The sequence below is a fragment of the uncultured Bacteroides sp. genome (assembly GCF_902491285.1).
GTDB lineage: Bacteria > Bacteroidota > Bacteroidia > Bacteroidales > Bacteroidaceae > Bacteroides.
In genome coordinates this window covers 1-16,845 of record NZ_CABUHK010000099.1, presented here as the reverse complement: position 1 = coordinate 16,845, position 16,845 = coordinate 1, and the positions used below count along the sequence as shown (strand labels likewise).

Here is a 16,845-nt window from a genome sequence, read left to right as displayed (position 1 = left end):
CTTGCCCAGTCGCTTGCCAAAGCGACATTCGTCAAATTCCCTTTACGGGCGCACCGCATACTCCTCCGCGCTGACCTCCGTCGCATAAACGGCGGAGTGTGTTCCGCCCAGCCCGATCCAGACTTCACGGTAGAAAGGTCCGGGACGGTTCGCACGGTTGATGGAAAGGATCTGCCCCCTCTCCTTCTCCGTCAGTCCCAGAAGTTTCTGGATATGTTCGAACTTGTTCATATATTTACGCTGGTCGAGCAGTATCTTGCAGTCCGAGTTGTTGATGATCGCCTCCTTGACAATATCCGAGGAGATGATGTCGTCCACCTCCTGTGTCACTACCACGGCCTCACCGAAATACTTTCTGACGGTTTTGAACAAGTACTGGATATAGGTAGCCATATTGGGGAACATCAATGCCTTCCAGGCTTCTTCCAGCAATATCATCTTGCGGATTCCCCTGAGCTTTCTCATCTTGGAAATAAAGGTTTCCATGATAATAAGTGTAACCACCGGAAGCAGGACCTTGTTGGAGGAGATGTTGTCCAGTTCAAAGACTATGAACCGTTTGTTCGTCAGGTCCAGTTCCCTGTCCGAGTTCAGCAGGAAATCATAGTCCCCGCCCCTGTAAAACGGTTCCAGCACATTCAGAAAGCCGTCAATATCAAAGTCCTTTTCACGCACCTTCTTTTGCTCGATCATACGGCGGTAGTCATCACGGACAAACTCATAGAAGCCGTTAAAATCCGGCCTGGACGCCCTGTCATCCGTAATCCGGCGGATATAGGCATTCACCGCACCCGACAGGGCCACCTCCTCCGAACGTTTCGGGGCTTCGTCCTCCCGTTTCCACAAAGTCAGGATCAGCGTCTTGATACTCTCACGTTTTTCAACGTCAAACTGTCCGGAATCCGTATAGAAAGGATTAAAAGCTATCGGATTATCCTCCTCATACGTTATATAGATGCCGTCCTTACCGTGCGTACGGTCATGGATCATACGGCACAGTCCCTGGTAGCTGTTGCCCGTATCCACCAGCAGGATATGCGTGCCCTGTTCATAATATTGTCTGACCAGGTGGTTGGTAAAAAAGGATTTGCCGCTACCGCTGGGACCGAGAACGAACTTGTTGCGGTTCGTGATGATACCGCGTTTCATCGGCAGGTCGCTGATGTCAACATGCAGGGGGATACCGTTCCGGCGGTCAGCCATACGGATGCCGAACGGGCTGGGAGAACTCCGGTAATTGGTTTCAGCCGTAAAGAGACAGACGGCCTGTTCCAGAAAAGTGTAGAACGACTCCTCTGCCGGAAAATCGCCCGCATTGCCGGGAATGCCAGCCCAGTAGAGCACCGGGGCATCCACCGTATTGTGCCTCGGCGTGCATTCCATCATGGCAAGCTGGCTGCCGGTATCGTTCTTCACACGTCTGAGTTCCTCCCTGTCTTCTGCCCACGCCGTCACGTTGCAGTGGCAGCGGACGGGCAATACGCCCTTCGTATGGGCTTCATCCAGATACATCTCCGTCCACTCCCGGTTTACCGCATTGCTCCGGCTGTACTTCGAGAGGGATAGCATGTTACGGGAAGTTTTTTCCATCTCCCGGAGAATCTCCTGCGCGTCGTCTATAAACACATACTGCGAATAGATATGGTTACAGGAAAGCAACAGGCCGACAGGAGCGGCAAACGAGAGGCGGCAGTCACTGCGGTCGGTGGACATACGTTCATAACGCATATCAGTGGACACCCTGACGGGAAGGTCCTCCGTATCAGAAAGGGTATGCACACACAGCCGCTTGTCACCCACACGCATGCCGCCGGGGTTAAGACAGATGTCCTGAAGCACGGCGGTTTCATCCTCCAGCGACAGGGAGAAATATTTCTCCACCAGTCCGGGACGTCCCTCAGTGCCGGTAATCTCATCCGCCTCCAGCCTGCGCAGGCTGACATGGCCGGAATCGTTCATGATACGCTCGAACTGTTCCACTGCTTCCAGAAAGCGGACCGCCGTGTCCTTGTCAACCATTTCTCTGGGCAGAAGGGAACCGCGGCAGAGGCTGTTAAAGTCACTCCTCTGCCGGCTGCGCTCACGCGTGGTCTTCGTCAGATACAGGTAGCATTTGTGGTTCAGGTACGGGCGCTCGTTGAAATGACGCTCATAGCTTTTCGACAGGAAGCTCTGTTCACCGTCCCGGAAATCAGGACGGTAGGTCTCCTTCGTGAACCAGTCCTGCTTGCAGACAACCGAAAAATCCGGCAGCACTTTGACAGCCTTTACCCACGATGAGTGGATATCCTCGTATTCGGCAGCAGTCACAGTATAAAGTTCAGGCAGTTCCACCTCAAAGGCCACGGTCAGGTCGGCATCCTTGCTGACAATGCAACCGTTCTCCACAGACAGCAGGGGGAACTTCCGTTCAAGCGTTTCCGCTTTCAGTACATTTCTCATAAGTTCTTCTTTTGGTTAGTAATCGGAATAATCTTCTCCGGTGGATCAGATAACGGGGATGGCGTCTTTCCGCCAGCAGTTTCATCAGTCCGTGTTCACCGTACCGGGCATTCAGGCGGAAGGTCAGCCAGACCAGCAGCGAACCGGACAGGAGTCCGAAAGGAATGCATATCCACTGCTTCACACCGGCTATATAAAGGATGACCACCACAAGCAGCACCGCGACAAGCCCGCCCGCAAAAATAAAAAGGTACTGTGATTTCAGACCCTTGAACTCCAAAGGATTACCCGCGCCTTTATTTATCTCGTATTCCATAGCCGCTAGAGGAAGAAGGAACGCAGGATGGTGGCGGCCACAATCAAAAATATACAGGCGAAAAACCAACTGGCTGCCGTCTTGCTGGTATCGGGATCGCCGCTTGAAAACTTGCTGTAGGTCTTGATACCCCCGACCAGCCCCAGCACCGCACCGATGGCATAGCACAGTTTGGTTGCCGGATCGAAATACGAGGTCAGCATGCTCGTGGCTTCGTTGATGCCCGCAAGCCCTTGTCCCTGCGCAAAAGAGCCGACCGCGAAAAACGCGAAAAGCACTGAAAAAAGGATTCTCTTTCTCATTGTAGAATCGTTTAAGGTGAGACATAAAATTGAATTCGAACGCAAATATAGGAGGGGACAAAAGACCATGATACAAACATTTCATCAGGTGGCAGCAAATGTCAGCAGATGTCATATCTTACAAAGCACAGACGTCTTTCAGCCTGGTTAAAAGAGAAACAATCTTGTTAGCAGAAATCATAAGTTCAAGAATCCAAATTGCACGCAAGATAACCAGTGCAACAATGGAATTATATTGAAATATCGGCAAGGAACTGTCCGCACAACATTTGAACAAAGGATATGGAGCACAGGTGGTGGAAATACTTGCTTCTGATTTGCAGAAAGAATTTCCCGGAACTACGGGCTTTTCTTCGAGAAACCTCTGGGAAATGAAACGGTTTTATGAACGATATTGCGGGGAAAGCCGGAAACTGCAACAGAGCGTTGCAGTTTAACCTTGAGGACATAACCTATTGTTAATGAGCAAGTGCAAAAAAACGGAAGAAATATACTTTTACCTGAACCTGTTGGACAGACAGGTAAAGATGCCGGACGAAAACCCGTCCATCGGTATTATATTGTGTGCGGACAGGAACAATGTGGAAGTGGCCTTGCAGGGCTCAACGGCTCCGATTGGGGGTTCCGAGTACAGTTACCTGATTCCACAAAAACAGATCAAAGAGTTAATCAACAACGAATTGTCCGGAAATAAGGAATAGAAGAAAACATCCGTAAAGAAAACGAAAAAATAAAAGCACATCCCGGCATTTGTTCCGGGATGCGCTTTTGGTACACCCGAAAGGTCACAGATATTGCTTCCAACCGTCCGATACAGGTACGACAGATTTTGTTTTCCGCACGGGCAGCGGGTTCCCGTCCCCGTCCAGATATTTTCCCATCAGACTGTCGATGACATTCTTATTCTCGACCTGGGAGAAAAAAATCTCAAACAGGTCTGTTTCCCGGATGGTGTGCAGAGTAAGGGCCGCACGGAGGGATTTCTCCTCATCCTTGTCCGCATCATTCAGTTTAAACAATACGTTGCCGGCATTGTCAAGATCATCAGGCGTTACGGCCTGTGAGACGGCATCCACTACCGGGTACGTTCCATCCAGTTCTTCCTGTTCCTCTTTCAGCATTCTCATCTCCTCCAACGGTAATTTACATTCCACTTCTTCCCCAGCGACATCTTCCTCCTCACCTATAAAATCCGCAGCCGTTTCCAACGGCTGGCTCATATAGGGGGCAACACTCTTTCCGGCATCCTCATCCAGATAGACAAAACGGGTGCTGCCCATGACGCCCGATTCGCCGCCCGGTTCCGACAAGACGTTTTCCGGCTCTTTCTTTTTTACGGGAGGTAACTTCGCATACAGCAGGTCGCAAATTTCACGTATCTTCTTTTTCTGCCCACATACCTTATATAATATATAACAGGCACAGGCAAGACGTATCGACAAATAAACTATAGTTCCCATTCCACCGGTTTTTGGGTCGCTTCCCGATTATACATTCCGTTAATTATATCCTGATACCTTTTCAGATGGTCCGACAGCACACTGTTCACAAATGTGGGGACAGACATTTCCGGTGCAATGACCGGAAGCACCCTGGCCAGGACCTTATACAGTGAATCATGTATATAAGTCTGTCTTCTGGCTCCAGTCAGTTTCTGTTGCAGGAATTGTTCCCGGTAATCATCAAAGCCGTATGCCCGCGGTGTTTTCTTCCCCGCGAACGGTTTCTTCTCAATGGAGACATCAGGTTTCTTTTCTTTTTCTTCCGACACTCCGGAGGCACCGGCATCTTCTTCCGGCCGTTCATCCTGTTTCCTTATCTTTTCCAAGGCCGTTGTATCTCCGGCTACCATACGCTTGAGCGCGTCCTCGTCCACATTATAGACGGATCTGTTCTTGTTTGCCATAGTCATGTCCGGTTAAAGTCCGAGTATGGTTTCCATTTCAGCGGCAAGCAGATCGAGGTTGCTTCCTTTCAGAGCGGCGGCGGAAGGCGGAAACAGAGTGCTGCGGAATATCTGCCCGTTCAAACCGACATCCTTTTTATAACGCTCCGCACCCGGAAGGACCGTATTCAATACAGGTAGTCCCAAAGAACGGATGATTTCCATATAAGCGTCATACAAGTCCCTGGAGACGCGCTTGTCCATTTTATTCCAGAACATATGGATATCACGCAAGGGGACTCCCTTGTGATGAAGCAGATATTCCCGGATGGACAGGACAAATGACATGCTGCTCTGCATGACCATCCTCTCCTGGGTGATCGGGGTAAAAACATAGTCCATATTGATGATGGACTGGAAAACGCCTGTGGTATTGACCGTTCCGGGAAGGTCCAAAAGGACAAGGTCATATTCAGTATCGGAACGGTCTATAAAACCATAGGCAGTTTCCTTGGCCTGTTCGGGCGTGGAAGCCAGGATATTGTAGGCCTTTCTGCCCGTATCCCCGAACTGCTCAACCAGCAAACTTTGCAGACGAGGGGTCTTTTCCACATTTTTTATGTCCCATTCACGCATAGTCATCATGCTGTGCTGGGGATAGTCACAATCTACCACAAGCACGTTCTTTGCCTTATGGTAATGGAAATAGCTGGCAAGCAACACGGTTAACGTTGATTTACCGACTCCGCCCTTCTGATTGCTGAGGGCAACAAATAAAGGTTCCTTCTTCATAACTTCATAAAATTAAGGGTTAATGACTTATTTTCTTTTCGCCTGTATCCTTACATCAAGTGACGCCGTACAATACTGTACGGCAGCATGAATACAGCTGTGTATCACTGTTTCCATACATGGGCGGTATCGCATCCAACCGGGGTACACAGTACTGTCCCGTCACAGTCTGCGCCACATCAATACGACTTCTCATGTGCCGGACCAATACGATACATGCAGCCTTGCGTCACACTAAAAACGGAATGTACCTTTGATGCCATACGCCAATATTCGTTATGTATGACTGTATCTATACAAAAGCTGCCTCATGGCATCAATACGCCTACGTATCATTGCATCGGAACAATGCCGTATCCATACATGACCAACGTCACATTCAACCGGAATACACAGTATTGTCCCACTACCATAGGCACCGTATTGATAAAGCATTTTTTATACCGTACCGTTCCGTCCCTTACTGCATTGCGTCACGCCAAAAGTAGAACGGATTTTTGATACAATAACTAAAATCCGCTTCACCTGACATGACATGTCATCAGATGTCATCACTTGTCACATAAACTTCTATTTTACAAGTACTAAATCCGTCATAACTTTGCAAAGTCGGAATAAGACTATGGAGGAAACTATGCTTCATCGGACAACAGCACGCCGTGAACGTCGCGCAGCAATCCGACGAAGGAGGATTCTATGTTCAAACGAACATAGCAAGTTGTGTTTTCGTCCGACAGGAAGTGTCCTGTCCGACGAAAACAGCTTGCCCGACCTGACAGTCGGGGAATTTCCTCCAAAGTCGGAAATTCCGGAAGAGAAAAAAGGACGGACCATAATTATGCAATGAGTATGAAGGAAGAATCGAGAGCAAAAACGGGCAGAAAGCCCAAAAGCGATCCGGCGGACTACAAATACAGCTTCCGCCTGAATGCCGGTGAGAAGATGCGGTTTGAAAAATTGGTTACCGAATCAGAGGCAAAAGACAAAACACGTTTCATCAAAAAAGCCATTTTCGGTGGCACAATCAAAGTGGTTAAAATCGACAAGGCGACAATGGATTACTACATCCGCCTTACGGAATTTCACAGACAATTCCAGGCTGTCGGTAACAACTACAATCAGGTCGTACGTGCCATCAGGAACAATTTCGGGGAGAAACGTGCGATGTCGCTACTTTACAAACTGGAGAAAATGACACTTGAACTGATGCTAGTGACCAAAAAAGTGATAGCACTAACCGAAGAATACCAAAAGAAATGGTTGCAAAAATAAGTCACGGAGCCAGCCTGTACGGGGCACTGCATTACAACCACGAGAAAGTAGAGAAAGGGACGGCTGAAATACTCTCCGGTAACCGGATGATTTCAGACCGCCCGGGACGACCGGGCGAGGACATGCGCCTTGCCTTGCTCTCCTTTGAGAATTACCTGCTGGCAAACAGGAACACGGAGAAACCTGTCCTGCACATCGCACTAAGTCCGGCACCGGAGGACAAACTTGATGATGTACAACTGGCAGAACTGGCACAAATGTACATGCAGAAGATGGGATATGGCAACCAGCCCTACATTACCTATAAACACGGTGATACGTACAATACGCATATCCACATCGTAAGTGTATGCGTGGATGAAGAGGGACGGAAAATCAATGATTCTTTCGAGCACCGCCGTTCCATGACCGCCTGCCGGGAATTGGAAACAGACTTCGGATTACGCAATAGTGCGGATATGGAAGAACGGAACCCGAAAGCGGAGTTAAAGAAGGTAAATACGTCCGGGGGCGACATACGACATCAGATAAGCAACACCCTAAAAGCTGTATTAGGAAGTTACCGCTTCCAGACATTCGGGGAATACAGTGCGGTACTGTCTACCTTCAATATTGAAGCCAGGCAGATACGGGGAGAATTCAAAGGTGAACCTTATACCGGTATTATCTACTCGGCAACCGATGATAGCGGGAAAGTAGTCAGCCCGCCTTTCAAGAGTTCACGCTTCGGCAAACGTTTCGGAAACGAACGCCTGGAAAAGAGGATGCTTTCACACACCAGGGATTTCAAGGATGGTAAATGGGCGCCGGCTATTCATGCACAGGTGGTTTATGCCATGCGGCACGCACGTTCGCGTGAAGAACTGACCGGACTATTAAAGAAAGCCAGCATTGATGCAGTATTCCGGGAAAATGAGCAGAGACGTATCTACGGTGTCACGTTCATCGACCATAACAGGCGGGAAGTATTCAACGGCTCGCGCATGGGCAAGGAGTTTTCCGCTAACATTTACAATGAACTTTTCAAATGGTGGGACGGCATACCTGCCACAGAACGTTCCGCACATACCGGTACCGAACTATGGCAGCACCATTCGCACAAGGCGGAACCGGGAAGCGCATTGGAACAGGCGGCAGGCATATTCTCCATGGAAACCAATCCGGTGGATTACGGGGAGGAAGCCCTTGCACGCCGGATGAAGAAAAGGAGAAAAGCGAAACGAAAGTCTCGCGGTGTTTAAGGAAAACTGATTATTATCCCCATTTACACATAAGTATTATGCAACAGGAAGACGATTTGAGAGCACTCGCCAAAATAATGGAATTCGGAAGGGCGGTGAGCATTTTTCTTTTGGTGGTACACGTATACGTGTATTGTTATCCGAGCATTGCCAGTTGGAATTTAAATCTGGAAGTGACAGACAAGATAATTATGAACTTCAACAATACAACCGGAATCTTCAATTGCGTCCTATGGAGCAAGCTGGCAGCTACCCTGCTGATGGCCGTCTCGTGTCTGGGAACAAAAGGTGTCAAGGGCGAGAAGATCACCCGGCACAAAATCCATGCAGCACTCTTCGCAGGATGCATCCTTTTCTTTCTCAACTGGTGGATATTGGATTTGACCCTGCCCCATGCGGCTGTCACCGCACTTTATGTATTCACATTGGTGTCCGGCTATCTTTGCCTACTGATGGCAGGATTGTGGATGAGCCGTCTATACAGGCACAACCTGATGGAGGACGTGTTCAATCTCGAAAACGAGTCTTTCCAACAGGAAACACGGTTGATGGAAAATGAATACTCAGTCAACCTGCCGACAAAGTTTCAGTATCAGGGGAGGCTCAATGACGGATGGATAAATGTGGTGAATCCCTTCCGCGCAACCATCGTGCTTGGCACACCCGGTTCGGGAAAATCATACGCAGTGGTAAACAACTACATACGCCAGATGATTTCAAAGGGATACAGTTGTTACATTTACGATTACAAGTTTGACGATTTATCCACAATTGCATATAACACATTGTTAAACAATATGGATAAATACAAGGTTAAGCCCAAATTCTATGTCATTAATTTTGATGACCCGCGTAGATCACATAGATGTAACCCTATCAATCCGGAGTTCATGACGGACATCTCGGATGCATATGAAGCAAGCTACACAATCATGCTAAATTTGAACAAAACGTGGATTGAGAAACAGGGGGATTTCTTCGTGGAATCACCCATCATTCTTCTGGCGGCAATTATCTGGTATTTAAAGATTTACAAAAATGGCATCTATTGTACATTCCCGCATGCGGTGGAACTGCTGAACAAACCGTATTCAGATTTATTTACTATATTAACCTCTTATCCGGAGCTGGAGAACTACCTTTCACCCTTTATGGACGCCTGGAAATCCGGAGCTCAGGATCAGCTCCAGGGGCAGATTGCCAGTGCAAAAATCCCGCTCACCAGAATGATTTCGCCACAGCTTTACTGGGTAATGACAGGTAATGATTTTTCCTTAGACATCAACAACCCGAATGAACCAAAATTGCTGTGCGTAGGCAATAATCCCGACCGGCAGAATATTTATTCAGCGGCACTGGGACTGTACAATTCCCGCATTGTAAAGCTGATTAATAAAAAAGGACAACTGAAAAGTACGGTAATCATTGACGAATTACCGACTATATATTTCAGGGGACTGGACAATCTGATTGCCACGGCACGAAGCAACAAGGTAGCGGTCTGTCTGGGCTTTCAGGATTTCAGCCAGTTAAACCGCGATTATGGTGAAAAAGAATCCAAAGTGGTGCAAAATACTGTGGGCAATATTTTTAGTGGACAGGTGGTCGGGGAAACAGCCAGGACACTTTCAGAGCGGTTCGGAAAAGTACTCCAGAAGCGGCAGTCCGTATCCATCAACCGGCAGGATGTGTCCACCTCAATCAACACGCAACTCGACTCTCTTATTCCTGCCTCCAAGATAGCAAATCTTTCACAAGGAACATTCGTTGGTGCCGTATCGGACAACTTCGGAGAGAAAATAGAACAGAAGATATTCCACGCCGAAATCATCGTAGACCACGAAAAAGTCAGCGGGGAAGAGAAGAATTACAAAAAAATACCCGTCATCAATGAATTCAGGGACAGGGAGGGAAACGACATCATGACGCAGCAGATCGGGCGGAACTATGACAGGATCAAGGCGGATGCGCAGGCAATCATCAACATGGAAATGGAACGCATTAAAAATGACCCGGAACTCTGCAGAAGGCTGGGACTGGAGAATGAAGATGCCAAAAAGAAGAGAAACGGGAAACAGGAATAAATGCGCATTTCCCCTCCATGATTTTGAAAGATGAAACATCCTCCGGAAAACGGGGGATGCCCTATATGTATTATCATGTTCCCTTATTCACACAATCCCGTATTTCCTCAGCTTGTAATACAGGGCAGTCCGGCTGATGCCGAGTATACGGGCGGTAAGAGTGCGGTTGTTGCCGGTCTGCCCAAGTATCCGAAGTATCTGCTGCTCCTCCTTTTCCGGACGGACAGTCATGTTTCCCAATTTCATGTCCTGATCCAGATTCAGTTCCTGTGCGGATATCCGCCCCTCCCCGGCAAACACGACGGCACGCCGGACGGTATTCTTCAGTTCACGGATATTCCCCGGCCAGCCGTATTGCCGTAACATGGCAGCCGCTTCCCGGTCGAAGCCCTGAACCGATTTCCCGTATCTTGCGGAAAACTGCTTCAGAAAGAATTCAGCCAACGGAAGGATATCCTCCCCGCATTCAGAGAGCAGGGGAACCCGGATAGTGAACTCGTTCAGCCGGTGGTACAGGTCCTCACGGAAACTCCCTTCCGCAACGGCTTTCTCCAGATCCGCGTTGGTGGCGGCGATAAGGCGGATGTCAAAGGGCCGTTCCCTGACTGTCCCGACCGGCAGGTAACGCTTTTCTTGCAGGGCGCGAAGCAGTTTCATCTGATTTACGGGAGCAAGGTTACCGATTTCATCAAGGAACAACGTACCACCTTCGGCAGCCTGGAAAAGTCCCGCCTTGTCACTGTCCGCACCGGTGAACGCCCCTTTGCAGTACCCGAAAAATTCGGATCTGACAAGGTCATCGGAAACGGCACCGCAGTCCACGGCTACAAAAGGCTTGTGCCTGCGCAGGCTCCGCTCATGAATCTCGGCGGCAATATGTTCCTTACCCGTACCCGATGCTCCACGAAGCAGGACGGACATGTCGGAACGGGCCACAGGGCCTATCAGCCGGTACATTTCACGGGCCTTTTCACTTTCACCACGGTAGAATTCCGTGCTGCCATGCTGCGGACGGCTGAACTCTTTTTCTATGACTTCCCAAAGCCGGTCCGGCTGTACCGGCTTGCAAAGGTAATTGGAAGCCCCAAGCTGCATGGCTTCCACCGCATTCTCCACCTGGCCGTAACTGGTCATAATAAGGAACGGAATGGAATAATGTTTTCCTTTCATCCACTTCAGCAGCTCCATACTGCTGCCGTCCGGCAGGCGCAGGTCTGCCAGAACAAGGTCGAACTCTTTGGCCTGAAGTTCCTTACGGGCTGCCGAGAGTGTAGCCACATGCCCGGTTGCCATACCCTTTTTCTTCAGCCAGTTACTGATACTGCGGCTGAAGACAATATCATCCTCTATAATCAGTATATTTTTCATTTGCTTATTTTATATTCTTCTTCATATTTTCAGCACAGGCAATTAGTTTCCCTACTGCTTCTCCTACTTTATAGATACACCTTATCTGTTCTTCCGTCCAGAGTTCCGGTTCGGACAGTACAATAGCCTGCAGTTCCTCTATCGGATAATCAAGGCGGACACTTGTCCACAGGGGAAGGTTCTTGTGCAGAATCTCACGGACTGTCTGACGATCATCCCTTTCCAACGCCCCGTGCAACCTGTCAAGATCCTTGCGGCTTTCCCGGATGAAGATACCAAGCATCTCCCCCATGTTGTCCTCCCCGGTCAGAATCAGGGAAAAATCCGGTTGCCATGCCGTCCGCCTATTCCCTCTGACAATTCGGGAAACGGTTTCCAACAGCTCATTCATCCGGAAGGGTTTACGGATACATCCGGCAAATCCCCGGGAAAGGTACTCCTCTTCCGGATCCATATCGGCAGTCACGGCTATGACCGGAATTGTTCCGGCCCTTTCCATATTGGATGAACGCAACAACTCCAGCAACCCGAACCCGTCCATGTCAGGCATGCGGATATCCGTCAGCAACGCATCATAATCCTCATCCCGTAATTTTGCAACCACCTGCCGGAAATCGGTATAACAGTCACATTCAACCCGGTTTCGCCTGAATATCTCACGTGTTACGGAAAGCTGTCTCGGGTCATCATCAAGAAGAAGAATACGCAGGCCTTCCATTTGATAATCAGACGGAAATTGTAACTCCTCCTTCAAGGAACTACTGTCAGCAGGGGAAAGGGGCAGAGATACGGTAAAACAGCTGCCTTTCCTCGGGTGACTCTCCACCCCGATGGAACCGCCCAGCTGTGAAACAAGCCGGGAAACGATGGCAAGGCCAAGTCCGAAACCGGAAACACCACGGGCATTGTCAAGCCTTTCGAACGCATCGAATATCCGTTTCTGCTCCTCATCATTCATTCCCGCTCCGGTATCCTGCACTTTGATACACAGTTCGCCGACGTTGAATGTCGCTTCCAGCCGGACATATCCTTTCCCGGTAAATTTCAGAGCGTTGGAAAGCAGATTATTCACAATCTGCTGTAAATTTCCCTTGTCACAACTGACAACAGCGTTCATGCCGGAATACCGGGTCAACAGTTGCAATCCTTTCTTTTGAACGAGCGGCATGTAATTGTTGGTAATCTCCCTGAACAGGGTTCCCAGACAAAAAACGGAAATATTCTCCCGTGCCTGTCCTGTATCAAGCAGATAGAAATTCATCAGTGTATCAACCAGAGAAAGCATATAGTCCGATGCATGCCGGATATTTTCGGCATATTCCTCCTGTCCGGCCCTTTCCTTTTCACCGGGCAGCAGTTCCGCCGTTGCTCTGATAGTGGCAAGGGGAGAGCGCAGGTCATGGGCGATAGTCAGCATCATACGCTTCCTGGATTGGAGGAGTTCCGTGTTTTCCAAGTTGGAAGCTTCCAGCTGACGCCGGTATCGGTTCCGCCGGTTCAACTCCCGATGTATGATGATATAAAGTAAAATAGTCAGCAATGAAATAAAGACGGCAAGAGTGGAAACCGTATAAAAGGACCGGTCTCGTGCCCAAAGGAACTGCATGTAACGTTCCTCAAGGCGCCGGTCGGTCTCCGATTCAAAATTCCTGATGATACCATACAACCTGCAATTTAATGCCATATTGTTATTGTACAGACGCTCCATTTGTACCAGCAACCGTTCACGCTCAGTCTCCTGCCTGCCGGTCAGTTCCTTGTTTAGAGAATGAAGCATACTTGCAGTTGAGATCTCCCGGTCTTTTTCCGCAGGTTGCAGCCGTTCACGTTTTTCCTTCTGTTCCGAATAAACGGATTTTCTCTTCTTACGTTTGAGGAAGGACCAAAAACTTTTCTTCGAAACTTCCTCTTTGACTTCAACAGACACTTTCTCATCGCGGATATGGGATGCAATCACCGGGATTTTCCGGTTTATGATTTCACCGGCTTCACGAAAACGGCTGAACGTATGCATTACCGTGTCAAGCAATTGTTCCTTTCTCTCCAGAAGCAGGCACAGCGAATCTATACGCCCCCGTTGTCCGGATGCATGGACATATTGCTTCAAGGACTGTAATGTGCCGCATACCTCGTTTCTCCTTTTCTGATAAGTACTCCGGTCATTCTCGTCCCACACACTGACCGTCTCTCCATAAGTGGCCAGATCCAGAAGGCCGGCGTAGGCTTCTCCGGTCAGATGCCAGAAATGAAGCAGTTCTTGTTCATCCTGTTGCAAACAGTTTCGCTTCATCTGTTCCTTACGGAAGAGACAAATGGTCAAGACAAGCAGGAATATCAAGATAATATATCCTGAGAATATTTTAATTTTTAAACACATAATAATCTATACTTACATCCTTCATTCCTGCCTGTCCAAAAAATTAGCCTACACGGCTTTCCTTCTTTCTAGAAAAGAGGGGAATTGAGCAACTCAAACTTCTATCGAATTGACGTTATATTGTTATCTGTATTACACAAAATTCGGTCCATACTTTAACCAATGCACCATTGCCCAATCTTGGTCATTGGCAAACGGATCATAAAAGTGGGCTTTTTGCCCGTTTACTTTATTCGGATAAATAAAAGCACAACTTCCTCTTCCATCTTCGGAAAACAGGCAGAAATTATTCCGGAAAATATTTAAAGCCCGCTCTGCATATTCCTGTTTTCCTGTGGCTTTTGCATAAAGACGAAAAGCAATGCCCGACAAGGTACTCCAATAATGAGGGAAAGTATCTCCCCAAATCTGATCTTTCCCAAACCAATAACCATCCCAATGACGGATAGCAATATCATTAAGGTGGAAACTAGGCTGTTTTCCTCCAAATGATTCTAATAAAGGAAGTTGACTTTCGGCTCCTTTCAGATATTTTTCATTCCCAGTGAGCATATATACATTCAGCAAATGTATAATGGATGGTCCTACAATACTCTGCTCATAATTTACTTCGAAAGTCGGATAATTGGGACCATTCTCATAGAATACATCCGCCATCAATTTAAAATCATTCAGTAAGGTGTCTGCTTCGGCTGTAAAATTATTATCTTTCAGAAGAGTATATCCGTAAGTGGGGACACCAATACAATAAAAATCATGATTAAAATAACGGACTAATGCGCGCAATGTACCATATCCGTCTTTCAGATACTGTCTGTCACCCGTCGCACAAAACATGGTAAACCAAAAATCGGCAACCCACGGATAGTTGTATCCACGATTATAGCTTTGGAAGTCCACGGTAGAATTAGTGGTATAATCCGCTCTTTGAATACGGCGAACAAATGATACATAGCTATTTAAAGCATCCTTCACTTTTTTGTCGGAAGTGCATTGATACTGCAAAGCTAGAAGAATCCCCATAGCCACTCTTTCTCTCGCCTCATCACAATCAGCTCGCTCCCGACCACTCTCTCCATTAATATAAAGAGACTCGGTATCATTATCATAAACAATGAAAGCACCGTTTCTAGGATCACCCGACTTAATGAATTGCTGATGTTCAGCAATAAAGCGACAACGACGGTTTATTAAACTATCAAAATTGCTAACAGTAAGACATTCTACCGAAGTCTTTTTCCCATCATCATACGACAATGTAAAAATCTGCTCTCCGGGGGCATTTAACGTGGTAGTGTAATTTATATTGTCACCATTCACTTCTGCCACTTCTTTGTTATTAAGCAACAGTTTACCTTTCAATGAAGGGAAATTACTTTTAAATGAAACAGTCACTTCTTCACCTTCTTCGACTACATAGCGATTTGCTGTAGCTATAATCAGACCATTTCCAATAGCTTTTGTCTGAAAATCATTCCAATTGTCAGCAGACAGAAGCAGCCATTGTATAGTATAGCATTCTCCTGGTTTCAGAATCTTGTTTTCCGGATTTAGCTGAAAAACACCGCGAAAGTTGGAACCGCCGGTTTTCTCTGACCGTTCGCTTATTTCATAGCCTTCAACAGCTCCTTTCTGCAAAATCAGGCCTAGTCCCCCCGGTGCTCCACTCATCCGTGTGCAATAGACATATGCATCATTTCCACCTGTCCATATATGAGCATTGCAACGAGCGTTATAACAAGTTCTGGCATCCGGATAATTATCATTAAAAGGTGTATTGATAGCTATCTCCTGCAAGCTTGCATTTTCCTTTCCTGTATTGGCAAATTCATAAGATTCGACTAAATTCCCGTCTTCGTTCCATGTTCGGACTACGGTTATTTCAATGTTCTCTACTTGATATTTCACAGTCATCCGATTAGCCGTACTATCTTTTTCCTTCGGAGTACTCCAAAAATATTTGGTACCATTTATCCAGAAATGCCCCAATCCCCATCCGCATCGAGAGTCCACCCATTCATATTGAGTCCCATCAGCACAAAGGATCCAGTTTATTGAGGTATCATTTGCCATATAAAGTCCGTTCAACGCCCCTGTTTGAGTATCGGCTCTGAAAATTATGTTTTTAGGATGACTGCAACTACCTAATGCAATTAATATCAAAGATGATGCAGTGTACAAAAGATGTTTCATGATATTTCTCATATTTAGTTCCTGTTTAAAAATGATTGAAATAAAAGATTAAGAAGGTTTCTGTGCAATAAATCCAGTTGTTTTGTGGAACGGCACACCATAGGTCCATTCCGTCTTTTATCTTGTCTGAAGCAAATACCAGCTTTCTATAATCGGCAAATTCTTTCAACCGGACGGCATCCGCTTCACTGATAAGCCCCCGTTTATCCGACAGGATAGCATGAAAGCTGTCAGATCTATTCATTGCGGACACTTCTAATGACAACACGCAAAGTACCGCCACTAAGCAGCTATTTAATAAAAGTTTTCTCATCTTTATTCGATATTACATATTATTATCACCATAAGTCATTTTCACGTTCAAGGAAGTATGATTATTTACGGGTACTTCCAGTTTCAGGTATCCTCTCTTTTCAAAGACCAGAATGTCGCTTGCGGATACACGCACCTTGTATCTCCCTTTTGAATCGGTTCGTCCCAGTTCACGTCCGGAAGTTTTCGAATGAATGGAAACACCGTCTATCAATGTAGCCTGCACATCTCTGACAGTGCCGCTTACGGTTATCTCTTTTC

General features: G+C 47.3%; 17 protein-coding genes and 1 pseudogene. 7 read left to right on the top strand and 11 right to left on the bottom strand.

The features are described from left to right. Window positions 1-42 precede the first annotated feature (42 nt). The 3 genes and pseudogenes from RDN93_RS19275 to RDN93_RS19265 form a co-directional block, all read right to left on the bottom strand. On the bottom strand, window positions 43-2,442 hold the full coding sequence (locus RDN93_RS19275) for a TraG family conjugative transposon ATPase (protein ID WP_308746989.1): 2,400 nt from the start codon (window positions 2,440-2,442) through the stop codon (window positions 43-45). Then, window positions 2,411-2,758: a DUF4133 domain-containing protein gene (locus tag RDN93_RS19270; protein ID WP_225473006.1), complete on the bottom strand. Its 348-nt coding sequence runs from the start codon at window positions 2,756-2,758 to the stop codon at window positions 2,411-2,413. The genes RDN93_RS19275 and RDN93_RS19270 overlap by 32 nt, the downstream gene beginning before the upstream one ends. A gap of 5 nt (window positions 2,759-2,763) precedes the next feature. Beyond that, a pseudogene (locus tag RDN93_RS19265) lies at window positions 2,764-3,145 on the bottom strand (DUF4134 domain-containing protein). Between the two features lie 157 nt (window positions 3,146-3,302). On the opposite strand from RDN93_RS19265, the gene RDN93_RS19260 reads away from it, so the two are divergent. Together RDN93_RS19260 and RDN93_RS19255 are read left to right on the top strand one after the other, a co-directional pair. Further along, window positions 3,303-3,497 (top strand): DUF1016 N-terminal domain-containing protein, encoded by a 195-nt coding sequence (locus RDN93_RS19260; RefSeq protein WP_308746991.1) that lies wholly within the window; start codon window positions 3,303-3,305, stop codon window positions 3,495-3,497. A 24-nt stretch (window positions 3,498-3,521) separates the two neighbouring features. Continuing rightward, window positions 3,522-3,761: a PDDEXK nuclease domain-containing protein gene (locus RDN93_RS19255; RefSeq protein ID WP_308746988.1), complete on the top strand. Its 240-nt coding sequence runs from the start codon at window positions 3,522-3,524 to the stop codon at window positions 3,759-3,761. A gap of 84 nt (window positions 3,762-3,845) precedes the next feature. On the opposite strand, the gene RDN93_RS19250 is transcribed toward RDN93_RS19255, so the two are convergent. The 3 genes from RDN93_RS19250 to RDN93_RS19240 are packed head-to-tail and all read right to left on the bottom strand — an operon-like array spanning window position 3,846 to window position 5,737. Then, on the bottom strand, window positions 3,846-4,520 hold the full coding sequence (locus tag RDN93_RS19250) for a DUF4122 domain-containing protein (RefSeq protein ID WP_308746987.1): 675 nt from the start codon (window positions 4,518-4,520) through the stop codon (window positions 3,846-3,848). Further along, window positions 4,508-4,966, bottom strand: coding sequence for a DUF3408 domain-containing protein (locus tag RDN93_RS19245; RefSeq protein WP_008026391.1), 459 nt, complete (start codon window positions 4,964-4,966; stop codon window positions 4,508-4,510). Before RDN93_RS19245 ends, RDN93_RS19250 begins: the two co-directional genes overlap by 13 nt. A gap of 12 nt (window positions 4,967-4,978) precedes the next feature. Beyond that, a complete protein-coding gene (locus RDN93_RS19240; protein ID WP_138336115.1) occupies window positions 4,979-5,737 on the bottom strand; it encodes a ParA family protein in 759 nt (252 codons plus the stop codon). A gap of 87 nt (window positions 5,738-5,824) precedes the next feature. Here RDN93_RS19240 and RDN93_RS19235 point away from each other — a divergent pair, with 87 nt between their 5' ends. The 5 genes from RDN93_RS19235 to mobC all read left to right on the top strand — a co-directional run bounded on the left by RDN93_RS19235 (window position 5,825) and on the right by mobC (window position 10,334). Next, entirely contained in the window at window positions 5,825-6,238 is a 414-nt protein-coding gene (locus tag RDN93_RS19235; RefSeq protein ID WP_308746986.1) for a hypothetical protein, read from the top strand. 121 nt (window positions 6,239-6,359) lie between these two features. After that, entirely contained in the window at window positions 6,360-6,584 is a 225-nt protein-coding gene (locus RDN93_RS19230; RefSeq protein WP_120145046.1) for a hypothetical protein, read from the top strand. Between the two features lie 2 nt (window positions 6,585-6,586). Beyond that, complete coding sequence (gene mobA / locus RDN93_RS19225) at window positions 6,587-7,009, top strand: conjugal transfer protein MobA (RefSeq protein WP_308746985.1); 423 nt, start codon at window positions 6,587-6,589, stop codon at window positions 7,007-7,009. Continuing rightward, window positions 6,994-8,250: a conjugal transfer protein MobB gene (mobB, locus tag RDN93_RS19220; protein ID WP_308746984.1), complete on the top strand. Its 1,257-nt coding sequence runs from the start codon at window positions 6,994-6,996 to the stop codon at window positions 8,248-8,250. The genes mobA and mobB overlap by 16 nt, the downstream gene beginning before the upstream one ends. Before the next feature lie 38 nt (window positions 8,251-8,288). Next, the gene (mobC, locus tag RDN93_RS19215; protein WP_308746990.1) at window positions 8,289-10,334 is read left to right on the top strand and encodes a conjugal transfer protein MobC; all 2,046 of its coding nucleotides are present in this window, start codon (window positions 8,289-8,291) and stop codon (window positions 10,332-10,334) included. Window positions 10,335-10,421: 87 nt separating this feature from the next. On the opposite strand, the gene RDN93_RS19210 is transcribed toward mobC, so the two are convergent. The 5 genes from RDN93_RS19210 to RDN93_RS19190 all read right to left on the bottom strand — a co-directional run. Continuing rightward, a complete protein-coding gene (locus RDN93_RS19210) occupies window positions 10,422-11,702 on the bottom strand; it encodes a sigma-54 dependent transcriptional regulator (RefSeq protein ID WP_308746983.1) in 1,281 nt (426 codons plus the stop codon). 4 nt (window positions 11,703-11,706) lie between these two features. Continuing rightward, window positions 11,707-14,079, bottom strand: coding sequence for an ATP-binding protein (locus RDN93_RS19205; protein ID WP_308746982.1), 2,373 nt, complete (start codon window positions 14,077-14,079; stop codon window positions 11,707-11,709). Between the two features lie 132 nt (window positions 14,080-14,211). After that, window positions 14,212-16,284, bottom strand: coding sequence for a MarR family transcriptional regulator (locus tag RDN93_RS19200; RefSeq protein WP_308746981.1), 2,073 nt, complete (start codon window positions 16,282-16,284; stop codon window positions 14,212-14,214). A 13-nt stretch (window positions 16,285-16,297) separates the two neighbouring features. Then, a complete protein-coding gene (locus RDN93_RS19195) occupies window positions 16,298-16,516 on the bottom strand; it encodes a hypothetical protein (RefSeq protein WP_308746992.1) in 219 nt (72 codons plus the stop codon). A gap of 81 nt (window positions 16,517-16,597) precedes the next feature. Continuing rightward, on the bottom strand, window positions 16,598-16,845 hold a 248-nt coding region (locus RDN93_RS19190; protein WP_308746980.1), incomplete at its 5' end, for a hypothetical protein.

What these genes read in the sequence shown, in the direction of transcription:
- RDN93_RS19270 (WP_225473006.1), bottom strand. Translation starts at nt 2,758, where the DNA reads ATGGAATACGAGATAAATAAAGGCGCGGGTAATCCTTTGGAGTTCAAG.
- RDN93_RS19200 (WP_308746981.1), bottom strand. Translation starts at nt 16,284, where the DNA reads ATGAGAAATATCATGAAACATCTTTTGTACACTGCATCATCTTTGATA.
- RDN93_RS19205 (WP_308746982.1), bottom strand. Translation starts at nt 14,079, where the DNA reads ATGTGTTTAAAAATTAAAATATTCTCAGGATATATTATCTTGATATTC.
- RDN93_RS19210 (WP_308746983.1), bottom strand. Translation starts at nt 11,702, where the DNA reads ATGAAAAATATACTGATTATAGAGGATGATATTGTCTTCAGCCGCAGT.
- RDN93_RS19195 (WP_308746992.1), bottom strand. Translation starts at nt 16,516, where the DNA reads ATGAATAGATCTGACAGCTTTCATGCTATCCTGTCGGATAAACGGGGG.
- RDN93_RS19275 (WP_308746989.1), bottom strand. Translation starts at nt 2,442, where the DNA reads ATGAGAAATGTACTGAAAGCGGAAACGCTTGAACGGAAGTTCCCCCTG.
- mobC (WP_308746990.1), top strand. Translation starts at nt 8,289, where the DNA reads ATGCAACAGGAAGACGATTTGAGAGCACTCGCCAAAATAATGGAATTC.
- RDN93_RS19245 (WP_008026391.1), bottom strand. Translation starts at nt 4,966, where the DNA reads ATGGCAAACAAGAACAGATCCGTCTATAATGTGGACGAGGACGCGCTC.
- mobA (WP_308746985.1), top strand. Translation starts at nt 6,587, where the DNA reads ATGAAGGAAGAATCGAGAGCAAAAACGGGCAGAAAGCCCAAAAGCGAT.
- RDN93_RS19250 (WP_308746987.1), bottom strand. Translation starts at nt 4,520, where the DNA reads ATGGGAACTATAGTTTATTTGTCGATACGTCTTGCCTGTGCCTGTTAT.
- RDN93_RS19255 (WP_308746988.1), top strand. Translation starts at nt 3,522, where the DNA reads ATGAGCAAGTGCAAAAAAACGGAAGAAATATACTTTTACCTGAACCTG.
- RDN93_RS19240 (WP_138336115.1), bottom strand. Translation starts at nt 5,737, where the DNA reads ATGAAGAAGGAACCTTTATTTGTTGCCCTCAGCAATCAGAAGGGCGGA.
- RDN93_RS19230 (WP_120145046.1), top strand. Translation starts at nt 6,360, where the DNA reads ATGGAGGAAACTATGCTTCATCGGACAACAGCACGCCGTGAACGTCGC.
- mobB (WP_308746984.1), top strand. Translation starts at nt 6,994, where the DNA reads ATGGTTGCAAAAATAAGTCACGGAGCCAGCCTGTACGGGGCACTGCAT.
- RDN93_RS19235 (WP_308746986.1), top strand. Translation starts at nt 5,825, where the DNA reads ATGAATACAGCTGTGTATCACTGTTTCCATACATGGGCGGTATCGCAT.